Below are 15,408 nucleotides of genomic sequence, written 5' to 3'. Positions count from 1 at the left end.
AAGGCAATCGACGCCTCCGCGCCCGCCCCTCACAATAGAGCGCGAAAATCTTCCACGGTGAGCGGCGCGACGACATTCTGCGCATCGTCCAAAATTTCGTAGAGCAGGCCCTTGCCATAGATGGTGAAGAACACGATCACGTCCTGATCGCCGCCGCCTTCCCTGTGCGGATCTTCCGACGGCGGGCTGACCTTGTAGCTGCCCACCGGCCGGATCTCCTTTAGCTCGCCATCGGCGTGATAGAGGCGATGCTCGCCCTGGATCACGAAGGTCTTGTTGACCGTCTTGTGACGATGCAGCAGGATTTTCTCATTGGCGGCGAATTTGTACAGAACATGGACGATCCCGGCCTCGTCGTCTATGTCGCGCACGGAGAGCCAGAGGTGATCCACCCCCTCGAGCCTCCGCCACTCGATGTTGCTGTCGTCGAAAGCGAAATTCGACATTTTCATCCTCCCGTCTCGCGATTGAGACCCGCCGAATTGTGCCGCGCCGCCCAGCGCGCCGCCCACGGACGGGCGCCTTCGCCTTCCCGGGCGATTTTCCCGCGGCCTTTGTTCGCCCGAGCTCACGCCGCGCCCCGCGCGGCCTTACGAAAGTTTCATGCGCGGGCCACTGTGGCGTAAGCTCGCGAACGCCATCTTCATCGTCGACAGGCGGAGGCCCCGCCGCGCCCCCGGCCCCGCTCGAGGGGCAGACGATGGAGACGGTTCGATGACCTTGCCGGTGATTTTTCGTCGAGTTCTCGCCACGACCCGAACGGCGCGCTGGCGTCGCCCGGAAGGGCGCCCGTTTCGTCTCGCGCTGATGTCCGGCGCCGCTGCGCTCGCGCTCGGCGCGACGCTGCTGCCGGCGCAGACCTTCGCCTGGGGCCAGGCCCCGGCGACCCAGACGCAGACGCAGAGCACCGGCCAGAGCGGGGCTGCGGCCGTCGGCCCGCAATCTTTCGCCGATATCGTCGAGCGGGTGAAGCCGGCCGTGGTCGCGATCAAGACCAAGGCGCTGGAGGCCGGCGGCGGCCCGGAGGAAGGCTTTCCCGGAATGCCGCCCGAGCTTTCGCCGGACGATCCGCTCTATCGCTTCTTCCGCCATTTCGGCGAGCCTCCGGGAGGACGCGGGCGACAAAAGCATATGACGCAGGCGCTGGGCTCCGGCTTCATCATCACCGGCGACGGCTATGTCGTCACCAACAACCATGTCGTCGAACATGCGACGCAGGTGGAGGTGACTTTCGACGACGGCCGCACGCTGCCGGCCAAGATCATCGGAACCGACAAGCGCACCGATCTCGCTCTGCTGAAGATCAATGACGGCAATAATCTGCCGCATGTCGATTGGGCGAGCTCCAGCCCGCGCATCGGCGATTGGGTGATCGCGGTCGGCAATCCCTTCGGCCTCGGCGGCACGGTGACGGCGGGTATCGTCTCGGCGCGCGGCCGCGACATCGGCGCCGGCCCCTATGACGACTTCATCCAGATCGACGCGCCGGTGAACCGCGGCAATTCCGGCGGCCCCTCTTTCGACGAGCGTGGTCAGGTGATCGGCGTCAATACGGCGATCTATTCGCCCTCCGGCGGCTCGGTCGGCATAGGCTTCGCCATTCCTTCAGAGGTCGCCAAGGATGTGATCGCCGCGCTCAAGGACAAGGGCCAGGTGGCGCGCGGCTGGATCGGCGTCGCCATTCAGCCGATCACGCCGGAAATCGCCGAGAGCCTGGGGCTCAAAAACAACAAGGGCGCGCTGATCGCGCAACCGCAGCGCGGCGGGCCGGCGGAAGCGGCGGGGCTCAAGGCCGGCGACGTCGTCGTCGCGGTCGACGGCCAGAAGGTCGACGGACCGCGCGATCTCGCCCGCCGCATCGCGACGCTCGGCCCCGGCAAGAGCGCTGAGCTCACCTATCTGCGCAATGGCGCCGAGAAGAGCGTGAAGCTGAAACTCGGCAAGCTGCCGAGCGAGAAGGAGGCCGCCGCCGCCGAGCCCAATGACGACGGCGTCGAGCCCGGCGCGGCGCTCGCCGCCTATGGCATTGAAGTGGCGCCGGCCGCGGAAGTGCGCGGCGGCCGCGGCGGCGAGGGACTCATCATCGTCGGCATCGACCCCAATGGCGCCGCCGCCCAGAAGGGGCTGCGCCAGGGCGATGTGATCGTCGAGGCCAATGGCCAGGCTTTGAAGGCGCGCGGCGATCTGCAGGCGGCGATCGACTCGGCCAAGAAAGAGGGCCGCAAATCGGTGCTGCTGCGCGTGAAATCGCCGGAAGGGGCGCGTTTTGTCGCGCTCTCGGTCAATCCGGCGTCCTGACGATGAACGAGGACAGGCGCCGGAAAGGCAATTCCACCTCCCCCACTAGGGAGGAGGTCGATAGCCGCAGGCGCTCGGGAGGGGGCGACGCCACGAGTCTTCGCCGCGGAACCCCACCCCGGATTGCTCCGCAGTCCGCCCCTCCCCCGAAAGGAGAGGGTGGATTCCCAGAGCTTCTTGCGCGGGGCCCGTATTGCCCGCCCCCCGTGTAGCGGGCGCTGCGCATGAAGGCGGCGGGGGACGTTTCGTCTCCTCTCCCGCCGCGTCAGTCGCGGCAGGTCGGCGCGTTCTCGCCGGCCTGCCGTTTTCATTCGAGGCGCGCTATATGGATGAAATGCGAATATTGATCGTCGAGGACGATTCGGAAGCCGGCGCCTATCTCGTGAAGGCGTTCCGCGAGCAAGGCCATGTCGCCGACCATGCGGCCGACGGGCTGGAAGGCTATGCGGCCGCGACGGACGGCAAATATGACGTGCTGATCATCGACCGCATGTTGCCCAAGCTCGACGGGCTCTCGCTCATCTCGGGCCTGCGCGAGCAGAAGATCGACACGCCCGCTCTCATCCTCTCCGCGCTCGGCCAGGTGGACGATCGCGTGCGCGGCCTGCGCGCCGGCGGCGACGATTATGTGTCCAAGCCCTACGCCTTCTCCGAGCTGCTCGCCCGCGTCGAGGCGCTGGCGCGCCGCCGCGGCGGGCCGAAGCCGGAGGAGACCGTCTATCGCGTCGGCGATCTCGAGCTCGATCGGCTCGCCCATAAGGTCGTCGCCGCCGGACAGGAGATCGTGCTGCAGCCGCGCGAGTTCCGCCTGCTGGAATATTTGATGAAGCACGCCGGCCAAGTGGTGACGCGCACCATGCTGCTCGAGAATGTCTGGGATTATCACTTCGATCCCCAGACCAATGTCATCGACGTCCACATCTCCAGACTGCGCGCCAAGATCGACAAGGGACGCGAGACGCCGCTCCTGCACACGATCCGCGGCGCGGGATATATGATCCGTGAAGGCGCTCGTTAGACTCTTCCGCACGACGGCCTTCAAGCTGTCGCTCGCCTATCTGGTGCTGTTCGGCATCGGCGCGGCCATTGTGCTGACGCGCGTGCAGATCAATGTCGAAGACCTCTTCGACGAGCAGACCGCGCAGACGATCGACGCCGATATTCGCGGTCTCGCCGAGCAATATTCGGAAGGCGGCATACGCCAGCTCGTCGAGGTGATCGAGCGCCGCGTGCGCACGCCGGGCGCCTCGCTCTATCTGGTGACGACATTTTCCGGCGAGCTCATCGTCGGCAATATCGCCGCGCTGCCGCCGGACCTTCCCGATCGATCCGAGCTGGTCGAGGCGCGCTATCAGCGCCGCGGCGAAACCACCGCCCATCATCGCGCGATGATGCGGCTGTTCCAGCTGCCGGGCGGCTTCCGCCTGCTGGTCGGCCATGATCTGCAGGACCGGAGACTGCTGCACGGCATATTGCGCCGCGCGCTCGTCACCTCGCTGTTCTGGCTGATCGCCATCGGCACGCTCGGCGGCCTCATCGTCGCGCGGCGCATTCTGGCGCGGCTCGACAAGCTCTCCGCCTCGGCGCGGCGCATCATGTCCGGCGATCTCGAGCAGCGCCTGCCGCTGATGGGCGCCGACGACGAGCTCGATCGGCTCAGCGCCAATCTCAACGCCATGCTGGACCGCATCGAGCAATTGATGACCGGGCTGCGCGAAGTGTCCGACAATATCGCCCATGATCTGAAAACGCCGCTGACGCGGCTGCGCAATCGTGCCGACGCCGCGCTGCGCGCCGATCTCGGCGCCGAGCAATATCGCGACGCGCTGACCGATATGATCGAGGAATCCGACGCGCTCATCCGCATTTTCGACGCGCTGCTGATGATCGCGCGCGCAGAGGCCGGCTATTGCAGCGATTTTTCCAGCGACTTCGACGCCGGCCGCGTCGCCGCCGATATTGCCGAAATGTACGAGCCCGTCGCCGAGGAGCATGACGCGCGCATAGAGCTCGCCGCCGCCGACGGGCTGACGCTGCGCGGCAATCGCGAGCTGCTCGGCCAGGCGCTGGTCAATCTCGTCGACAATGCGCTGAAATATGGCGCGGCCGCGCCCGGCGCCGTCGTGCGCGTCGCGGCGCGGCGGGCGGGCGACAGCATAGAGATCGAGGTTTCCGATCGCGGCCCCGGCATAGCGGAGAAGGACCGCGACCGCGTGATCGGGCGTTTCGTGCGGCTCGAGAATTCGCGCTCGCGGCCGGGCTCCGGCCTCGGCCTGTCGCTCGCCGCCGCGGTGGCGCGCCTGCATGGCGGGACCTTGCGCATAGAAGACAATGCGCCGGGCCTGCGCGTCGTGCTGGCGCTGCCGCGCGCGGCCCCGGCGACCCATGCGCCGAGCGCCGCGCCTTCCCCCGCCGTTCCGCAGGCGCCGTCGGCGGAGTGACGAATTTTCGGCCGATCGTTTCGCGCGGGTTCCGCGGGCGAAAACGTCAGTCGAGATCGAATCTGTCCTTATAGTCCTTGCGCAGCGCTTGGTCCTGATCCTCCTTGCGCAAATGGCAATTGCCGATGACGAGCGTCTCGATCTCCGTGCCCATGAAGCAGGCGAAAGCGTCCTCCGGCTTGCAGACGATCGGCTCGCCCCGCACATTGAAGCTCGTATTGACCAGCACGGGACAGCCGGTCCGCACATGAAAGGCCGAGATCAGCGCGTGATAGCGCGGATTGGTCTCGCGATGCACCGTCTGCACGCGCGCGGAGCAATCGACATGCGTCACTGCAGGAATGACGCTGCGCGGCCGCTGCAAGCGTTCTATGCCGAACAGCGCCTCGTCGTCCGCGCGCGTCGCGAGCCTGTGCTTGGTCGCGACATCGGCGACGAGCAGCATGTAGGGCGAATCCTCGTCGAGATCGAACCAATCGGCGACATGCTCGCGCAGAACGGAGGGCGCGAAGGGCCGAAAGGATTCGCGATATTTCACCTTGAGATTGAGCGTCCTCTGCATTTGCGGCGAGCGCGGATCGGCGAGAATGGAGCGCCCGCCGAGCGCGCGTGGGCCGAACTCCATGCGCCCCTGGAACCATCCCACCGCCCTGCCATCGGCGAGATCGCGCGCCGTGGCGGCGATCGTCTCCTCATCCGAGAGCGTCGTGAAGCGCGCGCCGCTATCGGCGAGGCGACGCTCTATATCGCTCTGCGAATAGGACGGCCCGAGATAGGCGCCCTGCATTGCGTCGCCTTCGCCGCACGCGGCGCGCGGACGTCCGTTGAAATCATGATAGGCGAGCAGCGCGGCGCCGAGCGCGCCGCCGGCGTCGCCGGCCGCCGGCTGAATCCAAATGCGCTCGAAGCTCTTGTCGCGCAGCACTTTGCCATTGGCGACGCAATTGAGCGCGACGCCGCCGGCGAGGCAGAGATTGCGCGCGCCCGTCTCCGCCGCCAGCGCGCGCGTCAGGCGCAGCACGATCTCCTCCGTCACCGCCTGGATCGACGCGGCTATGTCCATATGGCGCTGCGTCAGCTGCTCTTCCGGCGCGCGTGGCGGACCGCCGAACAGGCGATGCAGCTTCTCGCTCGTCATGCGCAGCCCTGTGCAATAATCGAAATAGGATTGATCGAGACGGAATGTGCCGTCCTTCTTCAGATCCACGATGTGATCGAGAATGAGGCTCGCAAATTTCGGCTCGCCATAGGGCGCGAGGCCCATCAGCTTATATTCGCCGCTATTGACCTTGAATCCCGTGTAATAGGTGAAGGCCGAATAGAGCAGGCCGAGCGAATGCGGAAAGCGCAATTCGCGCTGCAGGGCGAGCTTCGCGCCCTCGCCGAAGGCGACCGACGTCGTCGCCCATTCGCCGACGCCGTCCATGGTCAGCACGACGGCCTCGTCGAAGGGCGAGGGATAGAAGGCGCTCGCCGCATGGCTGAGATGATGCTCGGCGAAGAGGAGACGCGCGCGCCAATCGACATTGGGCGCATGATGCTTCAGCTTTTGCGCGAGCAGAGATTTTTGAAACAGCTTGTCGCGCAGCCACACCGGCAGAGCGGTCGCGAAGGACTGAAACCCGCGCGGCGCGAAGGTGGTGTATGTCTCGAGCAGACGCTCGAACTTCACGAAGGGCTTGTCGTAGAAGGCGACGTGATCGATGTCCTTCGCCTCGAGGCCGGCGGCGGCGAGGCAATAGTCGATGGCGTTGGCGGGGAAGCGCGCATCATGCTTGACGCGAGAGAAGCGCTCTTCCTGCGCGGCGGCGACGATGCGTCCATCCTCGATCAACGCGGCCGCGCTGTCGTGATAGAAGGCGGAAACGCCCAGAATTCGCACGAGCGATCAGAACAGCGTGTAGATGAAAGGAGCGACCGCCGTTCCCTGCAGCAGCATCAGCCCGCCGAGCAGCATCATCACGCCGAGCACAGGCGCCATCCAATATTTCTTGCGACTCGCGACGAAATCCCACAGCTCGAGAACCATATCCATCGCATTCGTCTCCTGTCAGAAATTGCTTTTCCGGTCAGAATTGCTTGCGCATGTCGGAGGCGCCGTCCGCATCGCCGCGCAGCGTCCAATAGCTCTCCGCCGCATGGTCGAAGCGCAGCGCGAGCGGATCACGCCCGCGCAGCCGAAAGAGAGTTGCGATCGGCGTCAGCACGCCGAAGAACATTACGGCCATGACGATCGGATTGACGATTTTGTGAAGCGTCGATCCGAAGGCGAGCCACAGATCATTGAGCGCTGCGAGCCGCTTCGGCGCGATAATGGCGAAGGCTGCGAAAACCGCAGCGACCGCGAGCGCCCAAAGATGCGGAGAGTCGTTTCGCCACATCGGCGCCAGCGCCAAAATGGTCAGCGCGGCGGCGATCACCAAGCCGAAGGAGCGATCGGAACCAAGCTCGACCGGCCGATCCGAGGTGAGGGCTTCATGCGTCATCTTATGGTGCTATCCCCTAAAAAAACCGTAGAAACGCGTCGTCACCGAAACCTCGCGAGGCTTAGGCGATGAAAAGTGGAGCGTCAATTACGGGGTATCCCCATCCGCGTCCGCAAATCGATGTAGAAGATTGAGCGGCAAGACGTTTCGACAATCGCACGACTTCGCGCCCCGGCCTCGCGGCGCGGGCGAGCCTGTGGATTACCTTCGAGCAAAGGCCCGGCGCCTTGCGAAATAGGAGGCCGCGGCGCGCTTTGGGCTTGCGCGCGACAAAAAAAAAGACCTTAATTCATGGGTTGTCGGAAAGGGGCCTGCAATGACCTCATCCCTTTATATCATCAATCCCGCTGCAGATTTTCCAACCTACTTCGGCGCCGAGATTCTCGTCGCCTCCGGCCGGCCCTCGGGCGTCATGATGGCCGATCTCTCATCGACGACCGTCGCCGCAATGGCGCCGCGCGATTTCGCGATCGAGATCAGCGACGAGGGCGTCGCGCCCGTGAATTTCGATCATGAGGCGGATTGGATTTGCATCACCGGCAAGGTGAGCCAGCGTCGTCGCATGATCGCCATCGCCGACGAATTTCGTCGCCGTGGCAAGAAGGTCATCATCGGCGGGCCATACGCCAGCCTCAGCCCCGATCATCTCGCCGCGCATTGCGACGTGCTGGTGAGCGGCGAGATCGAGGAGATCGCCGACGAGCTCTTCGCCGATCTGCGCCGTGGGCGTCCGCGCGATCGCTACATCGGCGACAAGCCTTCGCTGGCGACGAGCCCGATCCCACGTTGGGATCTCTATCCCAATCATCGCGCCATGCTCGGCGCCGTGCAGACATCGCGCGGCTGTCCGTTCGAATGCGAATTCTGCGACGTCATCCAATATCTCGGCCGCAAGCAGCGTCACAAGCCGATCGCCAATGTGATCGCCGAGCTCGACGCTCTTTGGGCGCATGGCTTTCGCGCGACATTCTTGGCGGATGACAATTTCACCGCCTATCGCGCCCATTGCAAGGAGCTGCTGGAGGCGATGGCGCATTGGCGGCGCAATGGCCACCATATGGATTTCGTCACGCAAATCTCCATCGACGCGACGCGCGACGCGGAGCTGATGGATATGCTGGTCGAAGCCGGCGTGCATCAAGTGTTCATCGGCATAGAGACGCCCAATCTCGACAGCCTGCGCGAGACCGGCAAGAAGCAGAATTTGAAGATCGATATTCCGAGCGAGGTGCAGAAGCTCATCGACCGCGGCATTTCGGTGATGGGCGGCATGATCGTCGGCTTCGATCACGACGGGCCGAATGTGTTTTCACAGCAATATGAATTCGCCATGTCGACGCCGATCCCCATCTTCAGCCTCGGCGCGCTGATGGCTTCGGAGGCGACGCCGCTCTTCGAGCGCATCACGGCCGAGGGGCGCCTGCTGCAAGGCACAGTGGAGACGCAGGCGGTGCCCTGGGGCTCCAATATTCGCCCGGTGACGATGAGTATGGAGGAGCTCAACTCTGGCCTGCACAATCTCTGCAACGCGCTCTATTCGCCCTCCGCGTTCGGCGAGCGCATGTTGAATTTCATTCAGAACTTCGGCCGCGCGCGCGACCTCGGCGGCGAGACGCTGCCCGAATTCGAGAGATTCCGCGAGGTGGAGCGGCAGGCGATAGAGATCGCCGGCGAGGTGCGACGTCTCGGCGACGCCGAGGGGCGCATGTGGAACAAAGTGTGGGGCGCGGCGCTGCGCAAGCCGGCGACGGCGAAGATCGTCGGCCGCATCATGTTCCAATATGCGCAGGCGCGGCACATGTTCGACCGCGGCAATTATTGGGAGCCGCAGCTCGCCTATGCGCCGCCGCGGCGAGAGATGGCGGAGGCCGCGGCGGAGTGACGTAAGAGCAGCGGTCGGAGAAACGTCGCGCGATGGTGGAAGTCGAATTGCCGGACATCGTTTTGTGGCTGCGCGTCGAACGGCCCCATTCCGATCTCGGAAAATTGGACTGGGGCGTCGCTCCATTGCGGAATGTCGCAACGGCGGAGAGAGACCTCGTTTCTTTCGCGGCCGATCATATCCTCGCCAGCGAAGAGACGCTGTCGAAATTTTTGCGCGCGATCGGAGAACTGCGCTCTCTCGCCGAGCTATCGGTTTCGGCGAATGTCGCTGTCTATTTCGATCATGACGCAATGACGCGAAACTTTGTGCTGCCGTCCGAATTCATGAGGACGATCGGCCGCGCCGTCGATGAAATCGAGATATCGGTCTATTCGACCGACGCCGAGAAAAGCTGAGCGCCCACTAACGCCGCTCGCGAGCCGCGGCTACGACGCTCAGTGCAGCGACGTCCGCGCGCCTTGCGCCGAAATCGCCCGCGTCGTCGGCCGCACCGGAATGCGGAGCATCGCGATCGTGCCGATGCCCACATGCGAGCGGATGCGCAGCGCGCCGCCATGCAGCGCGATCAGCGAGCGCGCTATGGCGAGGCCCAGGCCGGAGCCTTTCATGCCATTTTCGATGACGGCGATCGGCTGCTCGAAGGGGCGGCCGAGCTTGGGGATGGCGGCCTTCTCTATGCCGCAGCCATCGTCCTCGACGAAAATGGCGACCGAGCGCGCGAGCCGGCGCGCTCGCACGCGCACGGCGCCGCCGGCCGTGGTGAATTTCAGACTGTTGGAGACGAGCACGCCGATCGATTTGACGATCGCGTCATGATCGCCATAGCAGCGAAGCCCGTCGCAGGCGTCGACGCTGATCTCGACGCGCTTCGTCTCGGCGCTATGGCGGTACCGCTCCACCGTGGCGCGCACGGCGCCGGAGACGTCCACCTCGCGCTGGTCGAGCCGCACGCGGCCGGCTTCGAGGCGCGACATGTCGAGAATGTCGGTCAGCACATCGAGCAGATAGCGGCCGCCCTGATGGATATGGTTGCAATATTCGACATATTTGGTCGAGCCCAGCTCGCCGAACACCTGCGCCTGCATCATCTCCGAAAAGCCGATGATGGCGTTGAGCGGCGTGCGCAGCTCATGGCTCATATTGGCGAGGAATTCGGACTTGGCCTGATAGGCCGCCTCCGCCTCGCCCTTCTGCAGATGATATTGCTCGGCCAGCGTCGCCAGCTGCTGCGCCTGCGCCTCCAGCGTCTGCCGCGATTTCAAGAGATCGGTGACGCTCGCCGTCAGCCGGCGCTCGGAGTCGATGAGCTTCTCCTGATTGCGCTTCAACGTCGTGATGTCGGCGCCGACGGAGACATAGCCGCCGTCCTTGGTGCGGCGCTCGCTGATCTGCAGCCAGCGGCCGTCGGCGAGTCGCGCCTCATAGGTGCGCTCGCTCGCCGTCACGGCCTCGTCGGAGACGATCTGCGTCTCGGCGAGCGCGGCGGAAGCGCTCGCCATGATGCGCGCATAGCTCGCGCCGGGCGCCGCCGCCTCGGCGGCGAGGCCGTGCAGCGCCAAAAACTTCGAATTGCAGGCGACGAGCCGATTATGCGCGTCCCACAGCACGAAGGCCTCGGAGATCGTCTCTATGGCGTCGCGCAGCCGCATATCGGCGGTGGCGGCGCCTTCCGCCAGCGCGCGCTGCTCGGAAATGTCGACGGCGACGCCGACGAGGCGCTTGCCGCCCTGCGCATCGTCGATCAATTCGGCGCAGGCGCGCAGCCACAAAAAGTCGCCGCGCGCAGTGCGGATGCGGAATTCGTGATCCATGCCGCGCGAGCCGGAGGCGACGATGGTCTCGACAATGGCGATGAGATCGCCGTCCTGCGGATGCAGACGCGTCTTCAATTCGCCGAAGGAGAGCGAGCGCGGTTGCGGATCGAGGCCGAGCAGCGCGAACATGGATTGCGACCAATGAATGCGCCCGCGCGCAATGTCCCAATCCCAAAGGCCGCAGCGGCCGGAGCCGAGCGCGGCGTCGACGCGCCGGCGTAGATCGATCTGCGCGCGCTCGGCGAGCGCGGCGCGGCGCGCCTGCCGCCGAAAGGCGACGAGGCCGAGCGTCGTCGCCAGCGCGGCCGCCGCGGCGAGCGCCGCATTGCGCGCGACCGACCAGCGCCAATCGGCGAGGGCCGCGTCATAAGGCAAGATCGCCGCGACTTGTCCCGCGCCTTGCCCCGCCGTGGGCGCCAGATTGCGCACAGTAGCGAGCGCCTTGCGGCCATCGGCCAGAGTGACGCGCATCACTCCCGCCTTATCGGCGAATTCGGTCAATATCTGCTCGGCGCCGAGCAGGCCGGCGAGCGCGCCGGAGGCGTCGAGCGGCGCTGTCGCGGCGACGATCCGGCCGGACGCGTCGGCGACGGCGACGCGGCGTCCGCGCATCGCGGCGTAATCGGGCAGCGCCGCCGCCCCGCCGCGCGCGCTCGCCTCGACGTCGCGGGAGACGGCGCGCGCGAAAATCTCGAGCTCCTGCGCCGCCTCGATCAATATGCGCTCATGCGCCGCCTCCGCCAGCAGGAGAAGCAGCGCGCCGAGCGCGAGAGCGCAGGCGCCGAGCGCGACAGTCGCGCGCCGCGCGCTCAGCTGTTGCGCGATCGCCCGGCCGATGCTCGCGGAGCCCGCAGCGCTCCATGAGGAATCGGCGCAAGTCGTCGTATTGGCCGCGCGTCCACGCGCCATTTCGTAAGTCCCCGCGTTTGTCGAAGAGGGGGAAAAACGCGCCGCATCCCGCCCCGAATCAGCACCATTCGAATCCGGCGGAGGGCTTTTGTCCAGACCTTAAAAGGACGTAAACGCTCAGCCGAGCGCGCGCGTCGCTATGTCCGAAACATCGGCGGAGAGATCGGGCGTCGCGAGAATGCGGCGCAGCGTCGTCTCGGCGATTTTACGCCGCCGCTCCTCCAGCGAGCGCCAGGAGCGCAGCGCCGAGAGCAGGCGCGCGGCGAGCTGCGGATTTTTGGGGTCGAGCTCCAGCACGACGCGCTCCAGCAGCGCATAGCCGGAGCCGTCCAGCGCATGGAAACGCGTCGGATTGCCATTGGCGAAGGATCCGACCACCGCGCGCACGCGATTGGGATTGGCGAGCGAGAAGTCCTCATGCGCCATCAGCCGCGCGACGCGCGCCGTCGTCTCGACCTCCGGAATCGTCGATTGCAGAGCGAACCATTTGTCGACGACGAGATGATCTTTTCGGTAGCGCTCGTAGAAGGCGGCGAAAGCGTCCTCGCGCGCGGCGCCCGGAAGATGCGACAGCGTCGCCAGCGCGCAGATGCGGTCGGTCATATTCGTCGCCTCGGCGAATTGCCGCTCGGCCAGCGGACCGCCCGAGGCCGGATCGCCCGCTGCGAGAAGATCGAGCGCGACATTGCGCATGGCGCGCCGGCCGGCGCTGGCGGCGTCCGGCGAAAAACCCTCCTGCGGCGCGAAGCGCGCGTGCGCCTCGGCGAGCGCCGGCGCCAGAAAGCGGCCGAGATCGCGCTTCAGGCCGGAGCGCGCGGAATAGATCACATCGGGATCGACGTCCTTGCCCATCTCGCGCGCGATGTCGATCTCGGACGGCAGAGAGAGCGCCTGGGCGACGAGGCTCGGATCGCCCTCCCCCGCCTCGACGAGCCGTTTCAGCGCGTCGAAAAAGGCCTTGTCGTCGACGCCCTCGCCGCCGCGGGCGGCCTCGACGCGGGCGAAGACGGAACGCAGCGCGAGGCTCTGCGCCGCCTGCCAGCGATTGAAGGAATCGCTGTCATGGGCGAGCAGCCGCTCGAGGTCTTCCGCCGATTGCGGCGGCGCGAGGCGCACGGGCGCGGAGAAGCCGCGCAGCAGCGACGCCACCGGCCGCGAGGGGACATTCTCGAACACGATCTTCCGTTTTGGCGTCGAGAGCTCGACGACGCCGCGCGCGCATTCCTCGCCGCTCGCGCCGGTCTCGCCGGGCGCTGCGGACAGCGTCAGTTCGTCGCCATTCTCGCCGATGAGGCCGAGCGCGAGCGGAATGACGAAAGGCTTTTTCTCGCTCTGGCCGGGCGTCGGCGGCGTCGACTGCTCGAGGGCGAGCGTGAAAGTCTTGGCGGCAGCGTCATAGTCGCTCTGCACTGAGATTTGCGGCGTGCCGGCCTGCTCGTACCAGAGCGAAAATTGCGCGAGGTCGCGGCCGGAGGCTTCGGCGAAACAGGCGAGGAAATCCTCCACCGTCGCCGCCGTTCCATCGAAACGCGCGAAATAGAGGTCCATGCCGCGACGGAAATCGGCCTCGCCGATCAGCGTCTTCAACATGCGGACGATCTCGGCGCCCTTCTCATAGACTGTGGCCGTGTAGAAATTATTGATCTCGTGATAGAGGCTCGGCCGCACCGGATGGGCGAGCGGGCCGGCGTCCTCGGGAAATTGCTGCGCGCGCAGGCCGCGCACGTCGGAAATGCGCTTTACCGCGCGAGAACGCTGGTCCGCAGAGAATTCCTGATCGCGATAGACGGTCAGCCCTTCCTTCAGGCACAGCTGGAACCAGTCGCGGCAGGTGATGCGATTGCCGGTCCAATTGTGGAAATATTCATGGGCGATCACCGACTCTATGCCGGCGTAATCGGAGTCGGTCGCGGTCTCCGGCGAGGCCAGAACATATTTGTCGTTGAATATGTTGAGGCCCTTGTTCTCCATCGCGCCCATGTTGAAATCGGAGACGGCGACGATGTTGAACACGTCGAGATCATATTCGCGGCCGAAGGCCTGCTCGTCCCAGCGCATGGAGCGCACCAGCGAATCCATCGCATAAGAGGCGAAGGGCTCCTTGCCGCGCTCGACATAGATGGCGAGCTCCACATCGCGGCCGGAACTCGTGCGATAGGTCTCGGAAATATGGCCCAGATCGCCGCCGACGAGGGCGAAGAGATAACAGGGCTTGGGGAAAGGATCGCGCCAGATCGCGAAATGCCGGCCGCCGTCGAGATCGCCCGAGGCGATCGGATTGCCATTGCCGAGCAGAACCGGGGCTTCGCTCTTATCGGCCTCTATGCGCGTCGTATAGACGCTCAGCACATCGGGCCGGTCGAGGAAATAGGTGATGCGGCGAAAGCCCTCCGCCTCGCATTGCGTGCAATAGGCGGAGCCGGAGCGATAGAGGCCGCTCAATTGCGTATTGGCCGAAGGATCGACCTCGGTCTCTATCTCCAGCGTGAAGGGCCCCTCGGGCGGGGCGCGCAGCAGGAAGGAATCGGGCGTCGCCTCATAAGCCTCGGGCGCGAGCGGCGCGCCATCGAGCGCGACGCGCCGCAAGATCAATCCGTCGCCGTCGAGCGCGAGCGGCGCGCCGGCCTGTCCGGCCGGATTGCGCCTGATCGCGAGGCGCGCGGCGACACGCGTTTTGCTGCGATCGAGCGAAATATCGAGATCGACCGCGTCGATCAGAAACGCGGGCGGGCGATAGTCGGCGAGGCGGACGGCCTGAGGGGGTGGGTTGCGCATGGGACCTCGATGCACGTCACACCTACACGCGGCGGCGCGCCTTCGCAACGGGCTAGGGAAAACGGGCGAGGCAAGCAGCAGGAGAAGAGAGCCGCCGCCGACGATTTGCGTCAGGCGTTGCCGCGACGGCCGGCCTCGAAGAGGAACCAGACACGCCTTTCGGCCTCGTCGATGTAATTCTCGAGCAGGCTCGCGGTGGCGACGTCGCCGCGCTCGTCGCAGAGGGAATGCGCCTCGCGCATCCGCGCCGCCAGCGCGTTATTGTCGTCGCGCAGCTCGGCCAGCATGTCCTGCGGATCGACATAATCGGCGTCATTGTCGAGGATGCGCTGGAGCCGCGCTATGTGGCCGATGGAGCGCAGCGTCACGCCGCCGACCTTGCGCACCCGCTCGGCGAGCTCGTCCGTCGTCGCGAAAATCTGCGCGCCCTGCTCGTCGAGCAGCAGATGATAGTCGCGAAAATGCGGGCCGGAGACGTGCCAATGGAAATTCTTCGTCTTCAGATAGAGAGCGAAGACATCCGCCAGCAGAGCGTTGAGCGCGCCGGCGAGGTCGCGCGTCGCCTCGGGCGAGAAGCAGGTCGGCGTCTCGAGCGCGGCCTTTTGGCGGGAGCGCAGTTCACGATTGGTCATTGCGATTTTCTCCTCGAGCGGAGGGCTGGATCGCTATGACCAGATATGCCGGCGCGCGCGGCTTCCCATGGCTCGGCGCGGATTTTTTGGCGGGGCCGAGACGGATCGTCGCGCGCCGTCAGCCGGCGGAGGCGCTGGGGAGCTCGTTTTCGAGCGGCTCGGCGGGCT

12 protein-coding genes are annotated in these 15,408 nt (G+C 65.6%); 5 read left to right on the top strand and 7 right to left on the bottom strand.

The window, feature by feature from the left end; translation table 11 throughout:
* Positions 1-29: 29 nt before the first annotated feature.
* A complete protein-coding gene (locus tag KP010_RS11510; protein ID WP_216280899.1) occupies positions 30-446 on the bottom strand; it encodes a regulator in 417 nt (138 codons plus the stop codon).
* 268 nt (positions 447-714) lie between these two features.
* Between KP010_RS11510 and KP010_RS11505 the strand changes: the two genes are divergently transcribed.
* The 3 genes from KP010_RS11505 to KP010_RS11495 all read left to right on the top strand — a co-directional run bounded on the left by KP010_RS11505 (position 715) and on the right by KP010_RS11495 (position 4,739).
* Positions 715-2,298 carry a Do family serine endopeptidase gene (locus tag KP010_RS11505; protein ID WP_216280898.1) on the top strand — a complete coding sequence of 528 codons (1,584 nt, stop codon included), beginning with the start codon at positions 715-717 and terminating at the stop codon, positions 2,296-2,298.
* Positions 2,299-2,632: 334 nt separating this feature from the next.
* The gene (locus tag KP010_RS11500) at positions 2,633-3,316 is read left to right on the top strand and encodes a response regulator transcription factor (protein WP_108918421.1); all 684 of its coding nucleotides are present in this window, start codon (positions 2,633-2,635) and stop codon (positions 3,314-3,316) included.
* Complete coding sequence (locus tag KP010_RS11495; protein ID WP_216280897.1) at positions 3,300-4,739, top strand: ATP-binding protein; 1,440 nt, start codon at positions 3,300-3,302, stop codon at positions 4,737-4,739. Before KP010_RS11500 ends, KP010_RS11495 begins: the two co-directional genes overlap by 17 nt.
* A 46-nt stretch (positions 4,740-4,785) precedes the next feature.
* Here KP010_RS11495 and KP010_RS11490 read toward each other — a convergent pair whose 3' ends face one another.
* Genes KP010_RS11490 through KP010_RS11480 form a run of 3 tightly spaced genes read right to left on the bottom strand, consistent with a single transcriptional unit; the run spans position 4,786 to position 7,225 of the window.
* Positions 4,786-6,621, bottom strand: a complete 1,836-nt coding sequence (locus KP010_RS11490) for a carbamoyltransferase (protein WP_216280896.1) — start codon at positions 6,619-6,621, stop codon at positions 4,786-4,788.
* Between the two features lie 6 nt (positions 6,622-6,627).
* Entirely contained in the window at positions 6,628-6,774 is a 147-nt protein-coding gene (locus KP010_RS11485) for a DUF5989 family protein (protein WP_166141878.1), read from the bottom strand.
* A 34-nt stretch (positions 6,775-6,808) separates the two neighbouring features.
* Entirely contained in the window at positions 6,809-7,225 is a 417-nt protein-coding gene (locus tag KP010_RS11480) for an SxtJ family membrane protein (protein WP_216280895.1), read from the bottom strand.
* Between the two features lie 316 nt (positions 7,226-7,541).
* Between KP010_RS11480 and KP010_RS11475 the strand changes: the two genes are divergently transcribed.
* Both KP010_RS11475 and KP010_RS11470 read left to right on the top strand, forming a co-directional pair.
* A complete protein-coding gene (locus KP010_RS11475) occupies positions 7,542-9,107 on the top strand; it encodes a radical SAM protein (RefSeq protein WP_216280894.1) in 1,566 nt (521 codons plus the stop codon).
* A gap of 32 nt (positions 9,108-9,139) precedes the next feature.
* Positions 9,140-9,505, top strand: coding sequence for a hypothetical protein (locus tag KP010_RS11470; RefSeq protein ID WP_216280893.1), 366 nt, complete (start codon positions 9,140-9,142; stop codon positions 9,503-9,505).
* 39 nt (positions 9,506-9,544) lie between these two features.
* Here KP010_RS11470 and KP010_RS11465 read toward each other — a convergent pair whose 3' ends face one another.
* The 3 genes from KP010_RS11465 to KP010_RS11455 all read right to left on the bottom strand — a co-directional run bounded on the left by KP010_RS11465 (position 9,545) and on the right by KP010_RS11455 (position 15,240).
* Positions 9,545-11,833: a HAMP domain-containing sensor histidine kinase gene (locus KP010_RS11465; RefSeq protein ID WP_216280892.1), complete on the bottom strand. Its 2,289-nt coding sequence runs from the start codon at positions 11,831-11,833 to the stop codon at positions 9,545-9,547.
* Between the two features lie 117 nt (positions 11,834-11,950).
* The gene (pepN, locus tag KP010_RS11460; protein WP_142863419.1) at positions 11,951-14,608 is read right to left on the bottom strand and encodes an aminopeptidase N; all 2,658 of its coding nucleotides are present in this window, start codon (positions 14,606-14,608) and stop codon (positions 11,951-11,953) included.
* Positions 14,609-14,718: 110 nt separating this feature from the next.
* On the bottom strand, positions 14,719-15,240 hold the full coding sequence (locus tag KP010_RS11455; protein ID WP_108918403.1) for a Dps family protein: 522 nt from the start codon (positions 15,238-15,240) through the stop codon (positions 14,719-14,721).
* Positions 15,241-15,408 lie beyond the last annotated feature (168 nt).

The sequence above is a fragment of the Methylosinus sp. KRF6 genome (assembly GCF_018887255.1).
Lineage (GTDB): Bacteria > Pseudomonadota > Alphaproteobacteria > Rhizobiales > Beijerinckiaceae > Methylosinus > Methylosinus sporium.
This window is presented reverse-complemented; position numbering and strand designations above follow the sequence as displayed.